The sequence below is a fragment of the Saccharothrix espanaensis DSM 44229 genome (assembly GCF_000328705.1).
Taxonomy (GTDB): Bacteria; Actinomycetota; Actinomycetes; order Mycobacteriales; family Pseudonocardiaceae; genus Actinosynnema; species Actinosynnema espanaense.
This window is the reverse complement of record NC_019673.1, coordinates 2,979,684-3,001,150: the sequence shown is the minus strand read 5'-3', so window position 1 is coordinate 3,001,150 and position 21,467 is coordinate 2,979,684. Positions and strand designations below refer to the sequence as shown.

At 74.7% G+C, this 21,467-nt stretch carries 22 protein-coding genes and 1 tRNA gene; 12 read left to right on the top strand and 11 right to left on the bottom strand.

Features of this window, described 5'->3' with window-relative positions; all coding sequences use genetic code 11:
* Positions 1-38 precede the first annotated feature (38 nt).
* From BN6_RS13740 to BN6_RS13710, 6 genes are all read right to left on the bottom strand, one after another.
* A complete protein-coding gene (locus tag BN6_RS13740; protein ID WP_015100252.1) occupies positions 39-1,370 on the bottom strand; it encodes an SDR family NAD(P)-dependent oxidoreductase in 1,332 nt (443 codons plus the stop codon).
* Between the two features lie 62 nt (positions 1,371-1,432).
* A tRNA-Ala gene (locus BN6_RS13735) sits at positions 1,433-1,506 on the bottom strand.
* 372 nt (positions 1,507-1,878) lie between these two features.
* A complete protein-coding gene (locus BN6_RS48660) occupies positions 1,879-2,838 on the bottom strand; it encodes an SRPBCC family protein (RefSeq protein ID WP_231905279.1) in 960 nt (319 codons plus the stop codon).
* Positions 2,839-3,175: 337 nt separating this feature from the next.
* A complete protein-coding gene (locus tag BN6_RS13720; RefSeq protein WP_015100250.1) occupies positions 3,176-3,721 on the bottom strand; it encodes a vitamin K epoxide reductase family protein in 546 nt (181 codons plus the stop codon).
* Positions 3,718-4,437: a DsbA family protein gene (locus BN6_RS13715; protein WP_015100249.1), complete on the bottom strand. Its 720-nt coding sequence runs from the start codon at positions 4,435-4,437 to the stop codon at positions 3,718-3,720. Before BN6_RS13715 ends, BN6_RS13720 begins: the two co-directional genes overlap by 4 nt.
* 357 nt (positions 4,438-4,794) lie before the next feature.
* Entirely contained in the window at positions 4,795-5,559 is a 765-nt protein-coding gene (locus BN6_RS13710) for an AraC family transcriptional regulator (protein ID WP_015100248.1), read from the bottom strand.
* 85 nt (positions 5,560-5,644) lie between these two features.
* On the opposite strand from BN6_RS13710, the gene BN6_RS13705 reads away from it, so the two are divergent.
* The 4 genes from BN6_RS13705 (at position 5,645) to BN6_RS13690 (ending at position 9,117) form a co-directional block, all read left to right on the top strand.
* Complete coding sequence (locus BN6_RS13705) at positions 5,645-6,445, top strand: sulfite exporter TauE/SafE family protein (RefSeq protein ID WP_041312738.1); 801 nt, start codon at positions 5,645-5,647, stop codon at positions 6,443-6,445.
* Between the two features lie 96 nt (positions 6,446-6,541).
* Positions 6,542-7,030, top strand: a complete 489-nt coding sequence (locus tag BN6_RS13700; RefSeq protein WP_015100246.1) for an RNA polymerase sigma factor — start codon at positions 6,542-6,544, stop codon at positions 7,028-7,030.
* Positions 7,027-8,040, top strand: a complete 1,014-nt coding sequence (locus BN6_RS13695) for a hypothetical protein (RefSeq protein ID WP_015100245.1) — start codon at positions 7,027-7,029, stop codon at positions 8,038-8,040. Before BN6_RS13700 ends, BN6_RS13695 begins: the two co-directional genes overlap by 4 nt.
* 78 nt (positions 8,041-8,118) lie before the next feature.
* Positions 8,119-9,117, top strand: a complete 999-nt coding sequence (locus BN6_RS13690) for an enoyl-CoA hydratase/isomerase family protein (RefSeq protein ID WP_041316696.1) — start codon at positions 8,119-8,121, stop codon at positions 9,115-9,117.
* Positions 9,118-9,223: 106 nt separating this feature from the next.
* Here BN6_RS13690 and BN6_RS13685 read toward each other — a convergent pair whose 3' ends face one another.
* The 3 genes from BN6_RS13685 to BN6_RS13675 all read right to left on the bottom strand — a co-directional run bounded on the left by BN6_RS13685 (position 9,224) and on the right by BN6_RS13675 (position 10,709).
* The gene (locus BN6_RS13685; RefSeq protein WP_015100243.1) at positions 9,224-9,649 is read right to left on the bottom strand and encodes a hypothetical protein; all 426 of its coding nucleotides are present in this window, start codon (positions 9,647-9,649) and stop codon (positions 9,224-9,226) included.
* Positions 9,650-9,759: 110 nt separating this feature from the next.
* On the bottom strand, positions 9,760-10,029 hold the full coding sequence (locus BN6_RS13680; protein ID WP_015100242.1) for a hypothetical protein: 270 nt from the start codon (positions 10,027-10,029) through the stop codon (positions 9,760-9,762).
* Positions 10,030-10,280: 251 nt separating this feature from the next.
* Positions 10,281-10,709 (bottom strand): PrsW family glutamic-type intramembrane protease, encoded by a 429-nt coding sequence (locus tag BN6_RS13675; RefSeq protein WP_015100241.1) that lies wholly within the window; start codon positions 10,707-10,709, stop codon positions 10,281-10,283.
* Between the two features lie 239 nt (positions 10,710-10,948).
* Here BN6_RS13675 and BN6_RS13670 point away from each other — a divergent pair, with 239 nt between their 5' ends.
* Together BN6_RS13670 and BN6_RS13665 are read left to right on the top strand one after the other, a co-directional pair.
* Positions 10,949-12,178 carry a sensor histidine kinase gene (locus tag BN6_RS13670; protein WP_041312735.1) on the top strand — a complete coding sequence of 410 codons (1,230 nt, stop codon included), beginning with the start codon at positions 10,949-10,951 and terminating at the stop codon, positions 12,176-12,178.
* Complete coding sequence (locus tag BN6_RS13665) at positions 12,169-12,813, top strand: response regulator (RefSeq protein WP_197540331.1); 645 nt, start codon at positions 12,169-12,171, stop codon at positions 12,811-12,813. Before BN6_RS13670 ends, BN6_RS13665 begins: the two co-directional genes overlap by 10 nt.
* 23 nt (positions 12,814-12,836) lie before the next feature.
* Here the strand turns inward: BN6_RS13665 and BN6_RS13660 are convergent, their stop codons facing one another.
* Positions 12,837-14,336, bottom strand: coding sequence for an alpha/beta hydrolase (locus BN6_RS13660; protein ID WP_015100238.1), 1,500 nt, complete (start codon positions 14,334-14,336; stop codon positions 12,837-12,839).
* Positions 14,337-14,799: 463 nt separating this feature from the next.
* On the opposite strand from BN6_RS13660, the gene BN6_RS13655 reads away from it, so the two are divergent.
* The 4 genes from BN6_RS13655 (at position 14,800) to BN6_RS13640 (ending at position 18,512) form a co-directional block, all read left to right on the top strand.
* Complete coding sequence (locus BN6_RS13655; protein WP_041316693.1) at positions 14,800-16,371, top strand: PucR family transcriptional regulator; 1,572 nt, start codon at positions 14,800-14,802, stop codon at positions 16,369-16,371.
* Positions 16,372-16,448: 77 nt separating this feature from the next.
* Positions 16,449-17,702 carry an NAD(P)/FAD-dependent oxidoreductase gene (locus BN6_RS13650; RefSeq protein WP_041316690.1) on the top strand — a complete coding sequence of 418 codons (1,254 nt, stop codon included), beginning with the start codon at positions 16,449-16,451 and terminating at the stop codon, positions 17,700-17,702.
* Between the two features lie 5 nt (positions 17,703-17,707).
* Positions 17,708-17,878: a hypothetical protein gene (locus tag BN6_RS47395; RefSeq protein WP_015100235.1), complete on the top strand. Its 171-nt coding sequence runs from the start codon at positions 17,708-17,710 to the stop codon at positions 17,876-17,878.
* Positions 17,879-17,993: 115 nt separating this feature from the next.
* Positions 17,994-18,512 (top strand): GreA/GreB family elongation factor, encoded by a 519-nt coding sequence (locus BN6_RS13640; protein WP_063641801.1) that lies wholly within the window; start codon positions 17,994-17,996, stop codon positions 18,510-18,512.
* On the opposite strand, the gene BN6_RS13635 is transcribed toward BN6_RS13640, so the two are convergent.
* Positions 18,484-19,125, bottom strand: a complete 642-nt coding sequence (locus tag BN6_RS13635) for a TetR/AcrR family transcriptional regulator (RefSeq protein ID WP_015100233.1) — start codon at positions 19,123-19,125, stop codon at positions 18,484-18,486. The two genes, BN6_RS13640 and BN6_RS13635, sit on opposite strands and share 29 nt — an antisense overlap.
* 83 nt (positions 19,126-19,208) lie before the next feature.
* Between BN6_RS13635 and BN6_RS13630 the strand changes: the two genes are divergently transcribed.
* On the top strand, positions 19,209-20,348 hold the full coding sequence (locus tag BN6_RS13630; RefSeq protein WP_015100232.1) for an epoxide hydrolase family protein: 1,140 nt from the start codon (positions 19,209-19,211) through the stop codon (positions 20,346-20,348).
* Between the two features lie 87 nt (positions 20,349-20,435).
* Positions 20,436-21,464 carry an adenosylcobinamide amidohydrolase gene (locus tag BN6_RS47780; protein ID WP_197540265.1) on the top strand — a complete coding sequence of 343 codons (1,029 nt, stop codon included), beginning with the start codon at positions 20,436-20,438 and terminating at the stop codon, positions 21,462-21,464.
* The last annotated feature ends 3 nt before the right edge of the window (positions 21,465-21,467 follow it).

Below are 21,467 nucleotides of genomic sequence, written 5' to 3'. Positions count from 1 at the left end.
GCCGCCTCCAGGAACCGGCGACCCGCCCTCACCCAAGGTCACCACGCCGCTTCCCGGTAATCCTTCAGGAACACGCCCGCGACCGGTGCTCCGGCCTCGCCGCGCACGATCGGGTCGTACACCCGGGCCGCGCCGTCCACGATGTCCAGCGGGGTGCGGAAGCCCCGGTCGGCCAGGTGCGCCTTCTTCGGGGCCGGGTTCTCGTCGGTGATCCACCCCGTGTCCACCGCGCACATGTAGACGCCCTGACGGGCCAGGTCCGGGCCGCTGGTGCGGGTGAGCATGTTGAGCGCCGCCTTGGCCATGTTGGTGTGCGGGTGGCCGGAGGTCTTGTTGCGCACCTCGAACCGTCCCTCCACAGCCGTCACGTTGACCACGTACCGGCGCGGGAACGGGGAGTCCAGCAGCAGCGGCAGCAGCCGGTCGCACAGCAGGGTCGGCGCGAGTGCGTTCACCAACTGCGTCTCCAGCACCTCCGCCGGGTCCAGTTCGCCGATCCGCGCGGACCACGAGTTGGCCGGCGCGGTATCGGGCAGGAGCCCGGCCTCGTCGACTTCGGCGAGCACCAGGGCGAGCGCGTCCCGGCCGCCGCCGAGCGCCGGCCCGGTACGAAACCCTGGTGCCAGCAGGCTGTTCACGGGCAGCGCGCCGACCTCGGCGGCCACCAGCGGCGCGTAGGACTCCGGCGGTCGGCGCACGGTCTGGGCCGCGTTGTTGACCAGGACGTCCAACGGCCGGCCGTCGGCGCGCAACGACTCGCATAGCCCCAGCACCTGCCTCGGGTCGCGCAGGTCGACGCCCACGACGGTCAGCCGGTCCAGCCACTCGGCGCTGCCCGACACCTCTCGGAAGCGGCGCGCGGCGTCACGCGGGAAGCGGGTGGTGACCAGGAGTTCCGCGCCGTCGCGCAACATCATCAGGGCCAGTTGGAAGCCGATCTTCACCCGGCCTCCGGTGAGCAGCGCCCGCCGGCCGGTCAGATCGGTGCGGGCCGTGCGGCGGACGGTGTTCTCCGCCGCGCAGTCCGGGCACAGCCGGTGGTAGAAGGCGTCGACGTGCCGGTACGGACCCTTGCACACGTAGCAGTGGCGGCGTCCGTGCACCAGGCGGACCGGCGCGCCGGGCTCGACCCGCAACGGCGCGTCCTCGCGGCGGTCGGTGGCGCCGGTCGCGGTCGCCGCGTCCACCGCAGCGTCGGCCGCGGACCGCTGCACCGCGCGCACCTTGCGGCGACGTTGCTTGCCGTCCCGGGAGAACGCTTCCGCCACCCGTTCGGCGCGCAGCCGCACCGGGTCGTCCACGGGCAGCGCGCGCAGCCGTGCGACAACCGCGTGGAACTGCGCCAGCTCCTCTTCGCCGATACCGCTCACGACACCCTTTCCACCGGACCCGCCCCGGAAGCGGTGGTGCCCGAACGCCAAGCCGCAGCCTGCCCGGGGGACGGGATTCGAACCCGTGTGGTCCGCATTGCGGATGCGGCGCGACTGCCACTGCGCTACGCCCCGGGCATTGACCGAGATCGTAGCCGAGCGGCACTCACGACCCGAACGGATCCCGGTGCCGCCCACGTCCGGCGACCTCTGGAGACCAGGTGGAGGTTGTGGCGGCGGGACAGGAGGCAGCCGAGTCGGAACTCGATCTCCGTCTCATCGCCACGCCGCCACGCGGCCTCCGCCATCCCGCCATCCCTCCATCCAGCCACCCCGCGATAACGCGATAACGCGATAACGCCGCTACCCCGCGTTGATGCCGACGCATCACGACGCGTCGGCATCAACGTTCGCTCATCCCCGAGCCCCCGAACGGGTTGGGATCGGTGTTCACTGAAGCTATCGTGATCAATAGTCCACCTGAGGTGGCATCGCGAGGTGCCGGTAGTCAGTCCTGCACGGAGCCGCCGAGGGCGCGCGGCAGGCTGCTCTCCATCTCGGTGGCGAGCTTCTCCAGCCCGAGCCGGGCCAGCGGCGCGCCGAACCGGGCCAGGCCGTGGAACTCGACGTGCGCGCGGTAGTGGATCGAGCTGGTGCCGGGGGCCGGTCCGGGGGTGACGGTGATGTCGTCGGTCGACGTGGCGGTCCGGTTCGCGCCGACGAACTGGAGGTGCTCCGGGTCGTCGCGGGTCAGCTCGTAGACCAGTTCGACGCGGCGGCCGAGGAACTGCGACACGTTGTGCCAGCGGGTGCCGACCTCGACCGGGCCGGGCTCCATCGGCTCGCAGGACACCGTTCCCGGGTCCCACTGCTCGGCGTGGGCGAAGTCGCGCAGGTACTCGTGCACCCGCTCGGGCGGGGTGCGCACGGCGAACGTCCGGCCCACCTCGACCCCGGCGCGGTCGGTCCGGGCGGACAGGGCGCCGGCCGCCGCGTCGAGCCGCAACGCCTCGACCCGGCGCGCCTGCGACTCGGCCCGCTCCAGGAGGCGGTCGTAGGTGTCGGTGTCGGGCAGCGTGCGCAACGCCCGCCACAGCGCGGCCTTGGCCTCGATGCCCAGCCGCATCGCCTCCAGCTCCACCAGGTCGCTCAACGGCGAGCGGGTGACCAGCGAGCCGTTGAGCTTGAGCCGGCCCACCAGCTCGCCGAGCCGGCCGGCCGCGACCTTGTGCCGGCTCACCGGCACGCCGCGCTCCTTCATGATCCGAAGCAGCGCCGTGCGGTCCTCCGCGACCTCGCGGGCCAGGCCGCGCAGTCCGGGGTGGGTGCGGGCCACGCGGCGGGCAAGTTCGACGTTGGCCGACGCGCCCGCCAGGTGGTCGTTGAGGTAGACGCCCAGGTAGGTGCTCGTGCCCGGGGCTTTCGCGCCGGGCAGGCTGCCGCGTGCGGGGTCCTTGTGGTCGACCACTCGTGTCCTCCTCGGTGTCGCCGTCGCTCGTGCCTGGTGCGCGCCGTGCCCGTCGCCGGTGCGCGTTGTCCCGTTGCCGGTGACGACGTCCGGAGTTCGTGGTCGACCAGGCGGACGGTTCAGCACCCGGTTACCCGCGATCGGCCGTCGTCACCCCTACGACATCCGGACGGACGCGCAGGTTTGACCGGTCGCGGCGGGTGGCACATCTCGGGGTGGCACATCTCGGGGTGGCACATCTCGGGGTGGCACATCTCGGGGTGGCACATCTCGGGGTGGCACATCTCGGGCATGGAGGCCGTGGACCAGTCGCGCGCCCGTGCTGGAGGCGAGCGTGTCAGACCAAGCTCGTCCAGTAGTCCCAGAACGCCGCCAGCACCAATGCGACGATCACCAGGTACCACAGCACCAGCACAACGCTGTGCACCCGACGCAAGGGCGCGAGCGCGGGCCACGTGTCCAAGGTCGTGTACCAGAACAACGGGATCACCACGACCCACACCACCAAGCAGTACGGGCACAGCGCGTGGATGTCGTACAGGCTCGCCACGATGAGCCAGTGCACGAACACGACCCCGAGCGCCATTCCGACGTCGAGCGAGATCCGGTACCAGCGCGGCGGGTCGAAGCCCGCGAGCACGACCACGCCGGTGGTCACCACGACGGCGAACGCGGCGATCCCGATCAGCGGGTTGGGGAAGCCGAACACCGACGCCTGCGCGCTGTCCATCACCGAACCGCACGACACCACGGGGTTGAGCGAGCACGTCGGCACGTAGGCCGGGTCGCGCAGCTTCGCGATCTTCTCCAGCGTCAACGCCGCCGCGGCGACCAGGCCGAGCCCGCCGCCGACGACGTAGAGCCACGCGAGAGCGCGGCTCACCGGTCCAGTTCCTCGTCGATCCGGGCCCGTAGCTCGCGGTCGACGTCGGCCAGGGTCTTGCCCTTGGGCTGGAACTTCGTGCCGTTCACGAACAACGTCGGGGTGCTGGTCACGCCGAGCTGGCGGGCGTCGGCGACGTCCCGGTCGACGGTCTCGCGCAGGTCCGGCGAGGCCAGGTCGGCGCGGAACCGCTCCAGGTCGAGGCCGGCGGTGGTGGCGAACCGCTCGAACGTCGCGGCGGCGGCCTTCGGGTCGGTCGCGACGGACTGGCCGGCGAGCGCCCACGAGTCGTAGTTCTCGTAGAGCGCGTGGTACATCTCGGCGTACTTGCCCTGCTTGCCGGCGGCCTCGGCGGCGAGGGCGGCGGGCAGGGCGAGCGGGTGCACGTCCAGCGGGAGGTTGCGCGGGACGAGCGTGATGCGTCCCCGGTAGTCCTGCTCCAGCTTCTTGGTGACGTCGGTGTAGTACGACGAGCACGCCGGGCACTGGAAGTCGAAGAACTCGACCACCGTGACCTTGTCGCCGTCCACTGTGGACAGTGTGTGGGCGTCGGCCGGGCGCAGGGTGCTGTCGGCGGACGGGCCGGCCGAGCCCCGGTTGGCGAGCAGCACTCCCCCGATCACGGCGGCGGCGATCACCACCACCGCGGCGGTCAGGATCACGTTGAGGGACGGGCCGCGCCGGGCGGTCACCGGGTTGCGGGACTTGCGGGACATCGGGTCGGCCACCTCGGGTCGGGGACGGGGCTGCGCCGGTCGGACGGTCCCGCCGGGCGTCGACCAGTTAGTCGGATGACAGCCGAGGTAGTTCCGGGAACCACATCACCCTTTCGTGCGACAGGTGGGAACGTGAGGGTCGACAGGGCCGCCGTGGTGGCGGGCGTCGCGGTGAGGGACACCGTGCGGCGGGTCGCGAACACCGCAACCCCACGCGCCGAGCGCCAGCCGCGCGGCGATCGTGCCAGGAACAGGGCAGGCTTCGGGTGTCCGCCACAGTTATGTCCACTGTGGACATAACTCACCCGGGCGACATCGGGCTCGGGCCGGTGATCCACCGCGCCACTGTCACCGCCGTCACGCCCGGCGCACCAGCCGGGACGGCGGCAGGCCGAAGGTGGCGCTGAAGGCCGCGGTGAACGCGGCCGGGGACGAGTAGCCCAGGTGGGCCGCGACCTCGGTGACCGTGCGGGTGCGCAGCAGCGGTGCCGCCGCGAGCAGGCGGGCTCGCAGCCGCCAGGTCGCCGGGCTCAGGCCCAGCTCGTGGCGGAACCGGCGGGTGAAGGCGCGTTCGCTCATCGCGACCCGGGCCGCCCACTCGGTGTTGGTCGCCCGCGCGTCGGGTGCGTCGAGGTAGCCCCGGCACAGGTCCGCCAGGTCCGGGGACGACGGGAGGGCCACGTGCAGCGGCAGCGGGGCGAGGGCGGCGATCTCGTGCAGCAGCAGCGCCGCCACCGCGCCTTCCCTGCCGGCCAGGTCGTAGTCGGCGGCGAACTCGACCGCCGCCAGCAGGAGCTCGCGCAGCAGCGGCGTGACGTCCACGACCCGGCAGGTGGCGGGCCACCACGGCACCGCGCCCGGCTCGACGTAGAGGCTGCGGGTGCTGACACCGACCATCCGCACCCGGTGCGGGGTGCCGGCCGGGATCAGCACGGCGCGGTCGGTGGGCACGGTCCACGTGCCGTCCCGGGTCTCCACCGCCATCACCCCGGTCGCCCCGTAGAGGAACTGCGCCCGGCGGTGCTCGTGCCAGTCCAGCACGTGCCGGGGCGGGTAGTCGGTGCCGATCGGCAGCACGTCCCGGTCGACGTGGTCGTGGTCGGCGAGCGGCACGTTCCTCATCGCGCCCACCGTAGCGGCCGAGTCGCGAAAGGTTCGCGCCGATCATCGAATGCGAGACCACCTCGTGTCTGGTGGTGTTGGTCGGGTGTTCCCCGCGCTGCTCGGCATCGGCCTCCTCACCGGCCTGACCACCGTCGTGTTCGGCTTCGGCGGCGGGTTCGTCACCGTGCCGGTGATCGTCTGGGCGGACGCCCACCTGGGCGGCGACGCGGCCCGGGTCGCGGTGGCCACCTCCGCGGTGGTGATGGTGGTCAACGCCGCCATCGCCACCGCCTCGACCCGGCGGGACGTGCTGCGCGCCCTGCGCGGCCGGCACGCGCTGATCGGGTTGCTCGCGGTCGGTGCGGCGGCAGGCGCGATCGCCGCCCGGTACGCCCCGGCCGACCTGCTGCGCTGGGCGTTCGTCGGCTACCTGGTCGGCACGATCGCCGACCTGCCGGCCCGGCCGGGGTTCCTCCGGCCGGCGACCGGCCCGGCCGGGCCCGGCTCGGGGGTGATCCGCTCGGCGCTGGGCGTGCCGATCGGGGCCGTGGCGGCGTTCCTGGGCGTCGGCGGCAGCGTGCTGACCGTTCCGCTGCTGCGCCGCGGCGGCCACCCGATGCGCACCGCGACCGCCCTGGCCAACCCGCTGACGCTGGCCATCGCCGTCCCCTCGACGGCCGTGTTCCTGATCGCCGGCGGGACGCCCGGCACCGGCGCGGACCACCTGGTCGGCCTGGTCGACGTCACCGCCGCCGCGGCCCTGCTCGCCGGAGCCGTCCCGGTCATCCTCGCGCTCAAGCTGCGCCCCCCGCGCATCCCGGACCGGGCCTACGCCCACGTGTACCTGGGCCTGCTGGTCGTGGTGACGGCCGCGATGGCGGTGTCGAACCTGGCCGGCGGGTGACCCCGAACGGCCCGGCGGCTGGGCCGGTCGGCTGAACTTCGCACCGGTCGGCCGCCCCGGCCCAACCAAACCGGCCCGGCCGGGGGTAGAGGGGGTATGGACACCGTGCGCGACGGCGCACCGGCCGACCGGCGGGAGTTCGCCGACTGGGTGCGACCGCACCTGCCGGCGATGGCCCGACTGGCCGCGCGACTGGCCCCCGACGCCGAGCGCGACGACGTCGTGCAGGAGGCGCTGCTGCGGGCGTGGCTCAAACGGCGGCAGTACGACGAGGGCAAGGGCACGCCGACCGCCTGGCTGCTGGCGATCACCGCGGACCGCGCCGGCCGGGCGCGCGCCCGCGGCCGGCCGGACGTGCTCGCCCGGGAACGCCAGGTGGAGCCGGTGTCCGACGCCGGGCTGGACCTGCGGCAGGCGCTGGACCGGCTGACCGGCCGCCAGCGCGCGGCCGTGGACTGCGTCTACTTCGTCGGGCTCACCGTCGCCGAGACGGCGGCCGTGATGCGCTGCGCCGAGGGCACGGTGAAGTCCACGTTGGCCGACGCGCGCACCAGGCTGCGCGCTCTCCTGGAGGTGGCCGGATGACCGACCCGGTGGACGAACTGCTGCACGAGGCGGGTGCCCGGTGGCGGGCCGAGCAGCCGCCGGTCCCGCCGCTGGACCCGGCCCGGCTGCCCCGGCGCTCCCCGGTCCGGTGGTGGCTGCCGGCGGCCGCGGCGGTCGTCGTCGTGGTGGCGGGGGTGGTCATGGCGCGGATCGTGCTGTCGAGCGGGGCCGCGCCGGAGGAACCGGCGACGTTCGGCACCGGCGTGGTCACCTCGCCGGACCGGCCCGCCGCGGACCTGGTGGTGCACGAGGGCGACCGGTTGCGCGGGACCGGGCAGGTCGAGGTCGTGGCCGGCCGGGCGGTCCGGTTCTGCACCGCGGTGTTCCTGGTCGACCTGCCCCGGCCGCAGACCTGCGAGATGGGGGTGCCGGTGACCGGCGTCGACCCGAGCGGGCTCACGTCGCTGGAGACCGACGTCACGCTGGAGGGCGTCTGGCGGTCCGGGACGCTGGAGGTCACCCGGCAGAGCCCGCCGACCGCCACGACCACGACGTGGCAGGTGCCCGACCCGGTTCCGTGCGCGCCGCCGCCCGGCGGCTGGCTGCGCGGCGACCCGCCCATCGGCAAAGACCTCGGCCTGTACGTCCAGGAGGAGGCGCCGGACCGGTTCCGGATGCCGCAGACGTCCTACCCGGACGGCTACCCGGAGACCACGGCGGCGCTCGGCGACGCGGTGCAGGTCATGGTGGTCGAGGTGGTGGACGGCGACGTGGACGCGGCGGGGCGCGAGCTGCGCGCCCGCTACACCGGGAACCTGTGCGTAGTCGCCGCGCCCGGCCGGCCGAGCATCGCCGACCAGCGCGCGATGCACGCGCGGGCCGAGGAGGTGCTGCGGCCGTTGATGAACGACCCGTCGAACGGCATCCACCGGACCGGCGGCGGGGACCGGATCGAGGTCGGCGTGCTGATGGTGACCCCGGAACTGGCCGAGAAGTTCGCGCCGATCCGCGACATCGTGGACTTCGACCCGTGGCTGCGGCCCTGGTGAGGTGAGCCGGCCCACCCGAACGGGCCCGCCGGGCTGTCCTAGGGTGGTTCGCAGGGGCTTGAGCGGGGAGTGGCGTTCGTGGGCGAAGTGGACATCCGGGTCGAGCGCGGCGTCGGCCGCATCACGTTGAACCGGCCCGAGGCGATCAACGCCCTGACCCACGACATGGTGCGGGCGGTCGACGCGGCGCTGGTGGCGTGGGCGGCGGACGACGGCGTGCGCTCGGTGCTGCTCGACGGGGCCGGGGACCGGGGGCTGTGCGCGGGCGGCGACATCCGCGCCGTGCACCGGGACGCGGTCGCCGGCGGGACGGCCACGCCCGGGTTCTGGGCCGACGAGTACCGGCTGAACGCCCGGATCGCGCGGTTCCCCAAGCCGTACACCGCGCTGATGGACGGCCTGGTGATGGGCGGCGGGGTCGGGGTGTCGGCGCACGGGTCGGTGCGGGTGGTCACCGAGCGGACCCGGCTGGCGATGCCGGAGGTCGGCATCGGTCTCGCGCCCGACGTCGGCGGCACCTACCTGCTGTCCCGCGCGCCCGGCGAGTCGGGCACCTACGCGGCGCTGACCGGCGGCGTGCTGTCCGGTGCGGACGCCGTCCACTGCGGACTCGCGGACTTCCTGGTGCCGTCCGGGCGGTTGGACGCGCTGCGCGAGGGGGCCGACGTCACGGCGCCGGCCGTCGAGGTCGGGCCGTCCCGGCTGGCCGCCAACCGGACGTGGATCGACGCGTGCTTCGCCGCCGACACCGTGGAGGAGATCCTCGACCGGCTGGTGGCGCACGGCGAGGACGCGACGGCCAAGGAGATCGCGGCGAAGTCGCCCACGGCGCTGAAGGTGACGCTGGCCGCGTTGCGCCGGGCCCGCGCCCTGCCGGACCTGGAAGCCGTGCTGGAGCAGGAGTACCGGGTGTCGGTGGCGTGCCTGCGCGACCACGACCTGGTCGAGGGCATCCGCGCGCAGATCATCGACAAGGACCGGTCGCCCCGGTGGTCGCCCGCGACCCTGTCCGGAGTGGACGACGACGCCGTGGCCGCGCACTTCGCCGAACCCGAAGTCCCGTTCCGCCTGACCTGACCACCGAGACCAGATCACCGGAGCCGATCAACGGGTCAGATCACTGAGCCAGATCATTGGGCCAGATCATTGGGCCAGATCATTGGGCCAGATCACCCGGACCCGGTCACTTGGCCGGGTCGCCCGGCGCGAGCAGGCCGATCGGGTTGACCTGCCAGCGGCCCGCGTGCTCGACGGCGGTGTACCGCGCCCGCGTTCCCCGGTCGTCGGACACCTCGATGGTCCGGTCGCGCACCGCGACCCGCCACGGCCCGTCGTGCGGCAGCTCGGCCTGGCCGGACAGGAACTCGGCGACCGTCCCGGCGTCCCCGGCCACCGGGCCGCCCAGCAGGTCCTTCATGGCCGCCGCGTCCCGCGCGTTGAGGGCGGTCTCCAGCGACCGGGCGAGTTCCTGGGCGTCGGCGGCACCCGGTGCCGGTTGTTCGGCGATCGAGGTCAGCACGACGACCAGCCACACCACCCCGACCAGGACCAGGGCGAACCGCAGCAGCCTCGTGACGGGGTGGTTCTCCGGACCTGACCGCGCGGACACTCGGGCACCTCCTCGGCGTGCCCGGCCGCACGTTCGGCCCGGCCGACCCGACTGTAGATCGCGGTCGGCCGGCCGGGCGAGCGTTCGGGGCGCAGCCCACGTGCGGGCGGCTAGACCTTGACAGTCAGTGCTTCCACCTGCGCGCGGGCGTGGTGGGCGGCGTACTCGTGGTCCACGAGGTGCGCCCCCGCGCCGTAGCGGCCGTGGTGCATGACCAGCCGGACCTGCTCGCGTTGCAGGTCGCGCAGCGCGCGTGCGGCCTTGCGGCCATGCGCCTCGCGCACCACCTTGCGGGCGTGCCGGCGGCGGCGCGGGGACGCCAGGTCGGCGCGCTCCTCGGGGGTGATCAGGTCGTCGGACACGAAGTGGTCGGCGAGCACCTTGAGGTAGGTGCCCTCCTCCCGGCCGCCAGATCAGGTAGCCGACCACCGCGACCGGCATCGCCTCGACCACCACGCTGTCAACGGCTTGCGCTCGCGGGTCAGGAAGTAGCCGATGCCGAACGCCGCGATCGACGTGTACCTGGCGTGGCTTCAAATGCCGGTGAGGACGCCGCGCGTGCCCACCATCACCGCGACCGGCAGCACCTCGTCGTCCACCGGGAACGCGATGGCGGTGTTGATCGAGCAGCTCAGGTCCTCCACCACCTGAACCCGAGGCCGACCATCGCGCCGGTCACACCCACGGACAGGATCGTCGGGAACTGGGTGCGGGCGACCAGCACCAGCAGGACCACGCCGAGGACCTTCAGGGTCTCCTCGACCGGCGGACCGGCCAGGGCGGGCCCCCACCGCGCGGCGAACTCCGGGCCGCCGAGCTTGGCGGCCGGCGAGAAGATCGCCGAGTCGGCCGGGACCGTGTAGAGGGTCCACGCCAGGACGCCGAACAGCACCGCCGTCGGCACGATCCGCGAGGCCGTGAAGAGCAGGCCGACCACCGAGACGAGGCCGTTGGCCATGAAGAACAGCATCAGCCAGAACGCGGCCCGCCGGGGTTGGAAGAACCCGTCGACGCCGATCGGGGCGGCCACGAGGTCCGGCACCGCCCGGGTCCCGCTCACGCGCCCGCCCCTGTCGTCCTGATGCTCTCGACCATGGCGTCGAACTGGGCGGCGACCTGCGACTCGACCTCGGGCGCGCTGATCGCGTGGACCACGACGGACCGGGCGGTGCCCTCGTCCAGCGCCCTCGTCCAGCGCGGCCGGCCGTGATCGTCCGAGGTGGGGTACGGCCAGGTGTACCGGCGGGGTGGTACCCCGGGCCCGTGTGGCGGGGTGTCCGCGCTCCTAGCATCTGCGGGGTGACGGGTTCGGTGTGGTCGGCGATGGCGGGCAGCCCGCTGCGGTTCCTGGGCTCGGCTTGGCCGTGGCGGTGCGTGGCCCACCTGTCCGGCACGGTCGCGGTCGGGGTGGTCCTGTGGTTCCCGGTGCTGGCGCTCCTGCCGGCGCTGCCGCTGCTGGGCGTCCCGGTCGGCGCGGTCGAACGGCGGCGGCTGCGGCTGGTCGACCCGGCTCCCGCCGCCGATCCGCACCTCGTCGCCGGGCCGGGGGTCCGCGCCTGGCTGCGCCGCCGGCTGACCGAGCCCGCGACCTGGCGGGAGCTGGGGTACGCGCTGTGCCTGCTCACCGTGCTCCCGGTGGTCGCCGCGGCGGGGCTGGCCGTCCTGCTGGTCGCGCTGGTGCTCGCCCTGCTGCCGGTGCTGTTCCTGCTCGGCGGCACGGTGGACCTGCGGTTGGGCCCGCTGGTGCTCGACACGTTCGGCGGGACGTGCGTGGTCGGCCTGCTCATCGGGGTGCCGGCGACCGCCGTCGCGCTGTACGCGGTGTCCGCGCTCGCGGCGGGGCAGGCCGCGTTCGCCCGGTGGCTGCTCACGCCCACCGGGGTCGAGCAGGCGCACCGGGTGGCCGAGCTCGCCGCGTCGCGGACGCGCCTGGTGGGCGCGTTCGAGGCGGAGCGGCGGCGGATCGAGCGGGACCTGCACGACGGCGCGCAGCAGCACCTGGTCCTGCTCACGATGAACCTGGGCCTGGCCGAGATCGAGCTGGGCGACGCCCACCCGCGCGCCGGCGAGCTGGTCGCCGCGGCCCGGGAGCAGGCGCGGCGGGCGCTGGCGGCCATCCGGGAGCAGATCCGGGGCATCCACCCCAGGGTGCTCACCGACCTGGGGCTGCCGGCGGCGCTGGACGAGCTGGCCGAGCGCTGCCCGGTGCCGGTGCGGGTCGGGTTCGCCGCGACCGGCCGGCTGCCCGACGCCGTCGAGTCCACCGCGTACTTCGTGGTGTCCGAGGCGCTGACCAACGCCGTGCGGCACGCCGGCGCGAGCCGGGTCGACGTCGGCGGCGGGGTGTCCGGCGGCCTGCTGGTCGTGACGGTCGCCGACGACGGGCGCGGCGGGGCCGACCCGGAGCGCGGCACCGGGCTGCGCGGGCTGGCCGACCGGGTGGCGGTCGCGGGTGGCACGCTGACCGTCGTCAGCCCCGCCGGCGGGCCGACGACGCTCCGGCTGGAGGTGCCGTGCCACTGCGGGTAGTGCTCGCCGAGGACGCCGTCCTCATGCGGGAGGGCCTGGTCGGGTTGTTGGAGCGCTTCGGGCACACCGTCGTGGCCGCCGTGGGCGACGCGGACGCCCTGCTCGCCGCCGCCCGCGAGCACCGGCCCGACCTGGTGGTCACCGACGTCCGGATGCCGCCCGGCCACGCCGACGACGGGCTGCGCGCGGCGGTGGCGCTGCGCGCGGGCGACCCCGGCGCGGCCGTGCTGGTGCTCTCCCAGTACGCCGCGACCGCCTACGCCGCCGAACTGCTCGGCCCGGCCGGCCGGGCGGGCGTGGGCTACCTGCTCAAGGACCGGGTCGGCGAGATCGCCGACTTCGCCGACGCCCTGGTCCGGGTCGCGGCCGGCGAGACCGTCATCGACCCGGACGTGGTGCGGCAGCTGCTGGCCCGGCAGCGGACCACCGGCCCGCTGGACCGGCTCACCCCGCGCGAGCGCGACGTGCTCGGGCTGATGGCGCAGGGCCGGGCCAACCTGGCGATCGCCCGCGAGCTCGACATCAGCGACAACGCCGTGGCCAAGCACATCGGCAACATCTTCGCCAAGCTGGACCTGCCCGCCGAGGACGGCCACCGCCGGGTGCTGGCCGTCCTCACCTACCTGCGCGGCTGACCTCACCTACCTGCGCGGCCGGCTCAGCGGCACGTCCGGTCCGTCGCGGGCAGCACACCGCCCACCAGGTGGTCCCGCACGGCGGTGTCGGCGCACGCGTTGCCGGCGGTCAGGAACACGCCGTGCCGGAACCGGCCCTCCAGCGTCACCATCCGCGAACCGGCCAGGGCCCGGTGCATCGCGAGCTGGCCGGGGCGCGGCGTGGCGGGGTCGCCGTCCGCGCCGAGCATCAGCACCGGCGAGCCGTTGGCGATCCGGGTCGTCGGCTCGGCGGGCGTGACGGGCCAGAACGCGCACGGGGAGATGTTGCGCGCCAACGGACCGAACAACGGTTCGGCGGCCCGGTGCGCCTGGATGTCCCGGTAGTACGTCGCCGGGTCGCGGGACGCCTTGCGGTCGGCGCAGACGGTCGGCGCACCGGCGCGGTCCTCCGCGTCCCCTTCCCCGGTCGCCAGGCCGCCGAGCACTTCCTCCAGCATCGGCGTCGGGGCGACGGGGATGCCCCGGGCGGCGTCGGCGAGCACTCGCACCGAGTCGGTGAAGGCGGCGCGGTATTCCGGATCGTCCTTGTACACGCCCACGAACAACAGGTACGGCAGCACGTGACCGTCCACTGTGTACTTCCCGACCGAGAGCGGGCGGCGCTCGGCGGACCGCGCGACCCCGTTCACGGTCGCCAGTACCTCCTCCGCCGTCGCACCCAGGCCGTGGCCGACCGCGCCGCCCGCCCAGTCCCGCAGTGCAGCGGCGGACGCCCGTGCCGTGGGCCGGAGCAGACCCGGCCCGAACACGTCCGGGTCCACCGCCGAGTCGAGCACGAACCGGTCGGCCCGCGACCCGAACATCTGCAGGTACACCGCGCCCAGGTAGGTCCCGTAGGACACGCCGTAGTAGGAGATCTTCCGCTCCCCCAACGCGATCCGGACGGCGTCCATGTCCCGGGCGTTGTTGCGGGTCGACGCGGACCGCAACAGGTCGTGGTCGAGTGACGAACACCCGCGCGCCAGGTCCTTGGCCAGCGCCACGCTCTCGCCGAACGACCGCAGGCCCGGCCCGGCCGACCGGAGGAACGTGGAGGTCTTCCAGTCGCAGCGCATCGGCGAACTGCGGCCCACGAACCGAGGGTCCAGCCCGACCAGGTCATAGCGCGCCGCGACGTCCGGCATGTACTGCCCCAGCAGGACCTGGGGCATCCCCGGGCCGCCCGGACCACCCGGGTTGATCATCAGCACCCCGCGCCGGCGGGCCGGGTCGGACGCCTTGATCCGGGACATCGCCAAGGTCGTCCGGCGCCCGTGCGGGTCGTCGTGGTCGACCGGGACGGTCACCTCACCGCACTGCGCGCCGGCCGCGTCCAGTTGCCCGCCCACCTCGTCACCGGGCCCGGTCGAGCACCCGTGCCAGGCGATCCCCGACGCCGGAGCCGACACCTGAGCCGCCGCCGGGGTCGCCACCGCCGGGGGTGCCTGCGCCAGCACACCGATCACGAGCAACACCGCCGCGACGGTCTTCGTCCTACGCACCGAAGGAACTCCTCTCGAAAGGTGTTCCCACGGTAGGAATCCGACGGCTCCCGGCACGATGGTGCGAGGTGCGGGACCGTGGGCGCGCCAGGTGGGGTGCCGAGGTACAGCTGGGTGTACCGAGGCCCCGGTCCAACTGCACGGCGAAGTGTGCCAAGGCTTCGGCGGCGGCGATGGACGTGCCTCGGTCGTTGAGGTGGCGGCGGAACCTTGCCGGGCGTTGCAGGCGGTGGTCCACGTGCAGCTGCACCAGAACGACCAGCGCGACGTCCGCCGCTTCCGCACCCGCGTCACCCGGCTGCCCGACCTGATCGCGGCGTTCCCGGTGGCCGGGGCGGACGACTACGTCCCGCACGTCGCGGTCGCCGACCCGGACGCGCCGCACACCACCGGGGCAGGTCCGGCGGGCGCGGACCCGTGGGCCGCGATTACCGTGGGTGGCCGTTCGGGATGGGGGCTGCTCATGGTGAGGCTGGACCGCTTGGTGAACGTCCTGGGTGGCTACGGGGTGCGGTTGGCCTGCTGTCCGGTGCCGCGCTCGGCGGAGTTGCGCAGCGTGGCCGTCCACGACCCGGCGGACGACCGGACCACGCAGGGCGACGTGTTCCTGGCGGTCGGCGCGGGCTCGGTGGCCGAGGCCGTGGCGTGGGGCGCGGCGGCCCGCGCGGCGGTCGTGCTGGTGCGGACCGGCTCCGACCGGGAGGCCGCCGACGTCGGCGAGGCGCACGGCGTGGCCGTGCTGGCGGTCGACCCGGCCGTCTCGTGGAGCGAGCTCGCGGGCGTGGTCTACGGCCTGGTCCTGGAAGGCCGGGAGACCGAGTCCGGCCGCGGCCCGACGGACCTGTTCGCGCTGGCCGACAGCCTGGCGGCGGCGGTCGGCGGCGCGGTCACCATCGAGGACCGGCGGTCGCGGGTGCTGGCCTACTCCAGCCTCCAGCAGCACGCCGACCCGGCCCGGTCGGCGACCATCCTCGGCCGCCGCACCCCGGAACCGCTGCGGCGGCTGTTCGACGCGCGCGGCGTGGTGGCGCACCTGGCCTCCTCGGACGAGCCGCTGTTCGTCCCGCCGGACCCGGAGCACGGGCTGTCCGGCCGGATGGTCGTGGCGGTGCGGGCCGGGCGGGAGGCGCTCGGCTCGGTGTGGGCGACCTGCGCCGAACCGCTGACCGGCGTGCGGCGCACCGCCCTGGCGGACGGCGCGCGGACCGTGGCGCTGCACCTGCTCCGGTCGCGGGCGAGCGCCGACCTGGAGCGCCAGGTGGAGTCCGACCTGGTCAGCCAGCTCCTGGAGGGCACGGTGGACGCCGCGACGGTGGTCAGCCGGCTCGGGCTGCCGCCGGGGCCGCTGCGGGTGATCGCGGTCCGCGCGCACGTCGCCGACGAGCGGCACGCCGCGCTGCTGCTGGCGTTCGACCGGGCCACCACGGGGTTCGGCTGGTCGCGGCCGGGCCGCAGCGCGCTGGCCGGCACCTCGCTCTACACCGTGCTGCCGGGCGAGCGGGCGGCGCCGGCCCGCGAGTGGGTGGCCGCGCTGCGGGCGGCGCTGCCCGCGCAGGTCACCGTCTCGGCCGGGATCGGCGGCACGGCACGGCCCGCGGACCTGCCCGCCGCGCGCCGGGAAGCCGACGAGTGCCTCGCCCTGCACGAATCGCGCACGCCGGACGACCCGCCGCCCGCCTACGACGAGTCGTGGGACGACATCCTGCTGCAACGCCTGCGCGCGGCGGCCAAGGCGGGCCGGACGCCCACCCGGGGCCCGGTCGCCGAGCTGCGCCGGCACGACGTCGAGCACGGCACCCGGTACACCGCGACGCTGCGGGCGTGGCTGGCGGCGCAGGGCGACCTCGCCGAGGCCGGCGACCGGCTGGGCGTGCACCAGAACACCGTGCGCAACCGGCTGCGGAAGATGGCGGGCGTGGCCGGTCTGGACCTCGACGACGCCCGCAAGCGGCTCGCGCTGGTCATCGCCCTGGCCGCCGAGGACGACACCCCGGGCGCTGTCGGGACCGGACAAGGAACCGACCCCGGACTGTAGGGAACGGACAGCAGCCTGCCGGGCCGGCCGGTCCATCCTGGTGCCGAGAGCGGGTGCCGGAGGTCTGGGAGGTGGTCATGGTCGAGCGCGTCGACGGCGGGCCGAGGTCGGCCGTGGTGGTCGGGGCGGGCATCGTGGGCCTGTCCACCGCGTGGTTCCTCCAGGAGCGCGGCGTCGAGGTGACCGTCGTGGACCGCTCCGGCGTCGCGGCCGGCGCGTCGTGGGGCAACGCCGGGTGGCTCGCGCCGGGCCTGGCGATCCCGCTCAACGAGCCGAACGTCCTGCGCTACGGCCTGCGGTCGCTGCTGAGCCCGACCGCGCCGCTGCACGTGCCGCTGACCGCCGACCCCGCGCTTTGGGGGTTCCTGGCGCGGTTCGCGGCGCACTGCCGCTGGTCGTCGTGGAACCGGGCGGTGCGGGCGAACCTGCCGCTCAACGACGAGTGCGCGGAGGCGTTCGACGTGCTGACCGCCAACGGCGTGACAGCGCCCGTGGTCGACGCGCCGATCACCGCCGCGTTCGAGACGTCCCGCCAAGCGCGGGGACTGCTGCGGGAGTTGCGGCGGATGGCCGACCAGGGGCAGCCGGTCGACCACACCGTGCTGTCGGCCGACGAGCTGCGCTCCCAGGTCCCGCTGGCGTCCCAGGCGCTCACGACGGGCGTGCGGGTGGACGGCCAGCGGTACGTCGATCCCGGCGGGTTCGTGCAGGCGCTGGCCCGCGCGGTGGTGGCCCGGGGCGCGGAGGTGCGGCTGTTCGAGGTCGCCGGCATCCGCCCGTACAGCAAGGGTGTGACCGTGCACCCGCGGTTCGGGGACGCCGTGGCGGCCGATGTCGCCGTGGTGGCGACGGGCGCGTGGCTGTCGCGGCTGGCCCGGGGCTGGGGTGTGCGGGTGCCGGTGCGCGCGGGCCGCGGGTACTCGTTCACGGTGCCCGTGGAGCACGCCGTGCCCGGTCCGGTGTACCTGCCGGACGTGCGGGTGGCGTGCACGCCGTACCAGGGCGGGCTGCGGGTCGCGGGCACCATGGAGTTCCGCGACCCGGACGCGCCCGGCGTGACGGCCCGCGTGGACGCCGTCGTCGCGTCGGCCCGCCCGCTGCTACGCGGCGTCCGGTGGGATGAGCGGACCGACGTGTGGGTGGGGCCGCGCCCCGTCACGCCGGACGGGCGGCCGGTGATCGGCGCGGTGCGGGCACCGAACGTCTACGTCGCGGGCGGGCACGGCATGTGGGGCCTCGCGCACGGCCCGGTCACCGGGCGGCTGCTGGCCGAGCAGGTCACCACCGGCAAGCAGCCGGAGGCCCTGCGCGAGTTCGACCCGCTGCGGTGAGCCCGGTGGAGACCGCCCGAGGTGGGCTCACCGAGGACGAGCGCGCCGAGCTGGCCTGGCTGCGCTCGGAGAACGCGTTCCTGCGGACCCAGCGCGACGTGCTGATGCGCGTCGCCACGGGCTACGCCCACGACATGGACGCGCTGCTGCGGCGGCGCGGCCCGCTGTCGGACTGACCACTCCCCCATGTCCGTGGGGGTCGGAGTCGGCACAACACCCGGCGACCACGGACCCCACCGCCGTCAGGGCGCGCCACCGGCCGCCCTGACGGCGCACTTCCCGGAGCACACCATGACCGACTGGCTGACCCCCGAGGCCCACGACCGGCTGCGCGCCGAGCTGGCCGCCCTGCTCGCCCGGCCCACGCCGCGCGCGGACGACGACCCGGTCACCGCCGGGCGCCGGCGGGAGGCGCGGATCCGCGAGGTCCGGGACCTGCTGGCGCGCGCGGTGGTCGGCGAGGACCCGCCGGACGACGGGGTCGCCGAGCCGGGCATGGTGCTGACCGTCCGCTACGACGACACCGGCGAGGTGGAGACGTTCCTGCTCGGCGTGCGGGACCCGGAGCACGGCGACGTCGAGGTCTACTCGCCGGGCTCGCCGCTGGGCACCGCCCTGACCGGCGCGCGGCCCGGCGAGCGGCGCTCCTACGTCGTGCCGAACGGGGCGACCGTGCGGGTGACCCTGGTGGACGCGGTCCCGTACGGCCGCCGCGCCACGTCCGGCCGTCGGGTCACGTCCGGCCGTCGGGTCACGGCCGGGGGACGGGTCGGGGACGGGGTCACGGCCGGGGACGCCAGCGCCAGCTGAACTCGCCGGGTGCCGGTGGCGGGCCCGGCAGGTCCGGGCCGCCGGTCCTGGCGAGGCTGTCCACCATCATGGCCAGCACCCGGCGGCGCAGCTCGGCGGTGCGCCCGGCGTCGGGCATGCGGATCGCGGCGCACCCCTCCAGGACCAGGCCGAGGTCCTGGGCGACGACGTCGGCGCGCAGCTTCCCGGCGGCGTGCGCACGCTCGACCAGCGCCTCCGCGAGCTGACCGGCGCGCTGGGCGTCCTGCCCCATCTCCGGGGTCGGGGTGAAGGTGCCGGCCAGGTGCACGGTCAGCGAGTGCACGTCGGCGTCGACCACCCCGACCAGGAACGCGGTGAACGCGGCCCAGGCGTCCGGTTCGGCCAGCGCCGCCTCGGCCTCGGCGATGTAGCGGCGCAGCCCGTCGTGGCAGAGCTTGCGCAGCAGCTCCTCCTTGCTCGGGTACCGGCGGTAGAGCGCGCTGATCCCGACGCCCGCGTGCTTGGCGACGTCGGCGATCGGCGACCTCGGGTCCTGGAGGAACACCTCGCGCGCGGCGGTGAGGATCGCCTCGTCGTTGAGGGCGGCCTGCTGGCGGCGGCCGGAGAGGCCGGCTTCGGTCGGTGACGGCATGGTGACCAGGATAACACTGGAACGGATCGTTCCGCTCCGCTATGGTGAAACGGAACAAAGCATTCCGTTCCGGAGGAGCAGACATGAGCAGCACCGCGATCCGCCCGTTCCGCGTCGACGTCCCGCAGGCCGACCTGGACGACCTGAACCGCCGGCTCGACGCGGCGCTGTGGCCGGACGAGCTGCCCGGTGTCGCCGACGCGTACGGCGTGCCCAACGGCCGGGTGCGCCGGCTCGCCCAGCACTGGCGCTCCGGGTTCGACTGGCGGGCGTTCGAGGCCCGGCTGAACTCCTACCCGCAGTTCGTCACCGAGATCGACGGCGAGGACATCCACTTCCTGCACGTCCGCTCGTCCCGCCCGGACGCCACCCCGCTGGTGCTCACCCACGGCTGGCCCGGCTCGGTGGTCGAGTACCTGGACGTCATCCAGCCGCTGACCGAGCCCGCGTCCGCGAGCAGCCCGGCGTTCCACCTGGTCATCCCGTCGCTGCCGGGCTTCGCCTTCTCCGGCCCGACCCGCGGCACCGGGTGGGGCACCCGGCGCACGGCCCGCGCGTGGGTCGAGCTGATGAGCCGGCTGGGCTACCGGCGCTACGGCGCGGTGGGCAACGACGGCGGCTCGATGGTCTCCCCCGAGGTCGGCCGGCTCGACCCGGAGGGCGTGATCGGCGTGCACGTCACCCAGATCTTCTCCTTCCCCTCCGGCGACCCGGCCGAGTTCGAGGGCCTCGGCGAAGCCGACCTGGCCGCCCTCCAGCACCTGGAGTGGTTCTACGCCAACAAGTTCTCGTTCAACGCGCTGCACAGCCAGCAGCCGCAGACGCTGGCCTTCGCGCTGGCCGACTCGCCGGTGGGCCTGCTCGGCTGGAACGCGCAGCTGTTCGGCGAGTCGCTGGACGACGACTTCGTGGTGGCCAACGTGGCGATCTACTGGCTGACCCGCACCGGCGGCTCCTCGATCCGGTTCTACTACGAGGACGCGCACGACACCGACCGCCCGACCACCCCGACCACGGCCCCGACCGCGCTGGCCATGTTCGCCGGCGACTTCCAGTCCATCCGCCGCTTCGCCGACCGCGACCACGCCAACATCGTGCGCTGGAACTCCTACGGCGTCCCCTCCGGCGGCAGCGCCAACGACGCGGCGGGCCACTACTCCGCGCACGAGGCGCCGCAGGTCCTGGTCAACGACATCCGCGAGTTCTACGCCGAACTCGGCTGAGCCCGCCCCCCGGGAACGGTCCGCGCACCCGTGCGGACCGTTCCGGCGTTGTGCCGCAGTCGATCGGGCGTCGGTATCGTGCGAAGGGTGATCACCCTCGTGCCGCCCGGTGTCCTGGTCCAGCCCGACAACGGGCGGCCTGCCCTGGTGTGGTCGTTCCCGGACGGCGTGCGGGCGTTGTCGACGGCGGTCGTCGGCGGCGGGCTCGGGCCGTGCCGGTGGGTGGTCAACGTCGAGGTGGACGACCAGTACCACCGCGACCCCGTGGCACACGTCGCCGAACTCGCCGGCGCGTGGGGGCTGACCGGTCCCGGTGCGGGGCTGTTGACGGCGGCGGTGGTCGCGGAGTCCGCGGCGGGCACGGACCGAGGGGTCGAGTGCGTCGCCACGGTCGGGCTCAGCCACCCGGCCTACGCGGCGGCCTCCGCCTCCGCCGGCGCGTGGACACCGGGGACGATCAACACGGTGTGCTGGGTACCGGTCGGCCTGTCCGACGGCGCGCTGGTCAACGCCGTGGTCACGGCGACCGAGGCGAAGGCGCAGGCGTTGGCCGACGCGGGGGTGCGCGGCACCGGGACGCCGAGTGACGCGATCGTCGTGTGCTGCCCCGAAGGCGGCGGCGAGCCGTACGGCGGCCCGCGATCGCTGTGGGGCCAACGGATCGCGAACGCGGTCCACCAGGCGACCTCGGCCGGCGCCCAGCGGTGGCTGATCGCGAACACCGTCACGAACCGGGAGAGCGGGGCGTTCGGCCTCGGCCTGCACCACGTGCAACTCGCCATCCCGCCGGGCGGCGAGGAGCCGGCGCGGGCGTTCTACGTCGGGGTGCTGGGGATGACCGAGGTCCCCAAGCCCCCGGTGCTCGCCGCGCGCGGCGGCGTGTGGGTGCGGGCCGACCGGCTGGAGATCCACCTCGGCGTCGAGGACGACTTCCGGCCCGCCCGCAAAGCCCACCCCGGCATCGCCGTCGCCGATCTCGACGGGTTGGCCGCGCGGGTCGCGGCCGCGGGCGTCGACGTCCGCTGGGACGGCGACTTCCCGGGGTACCGGCGGTGCTACGTGTCCGACTCGTTCGGCAACCGGCTGGAGTTCCTCTCACCGGACGGCAGTCGGTAACGT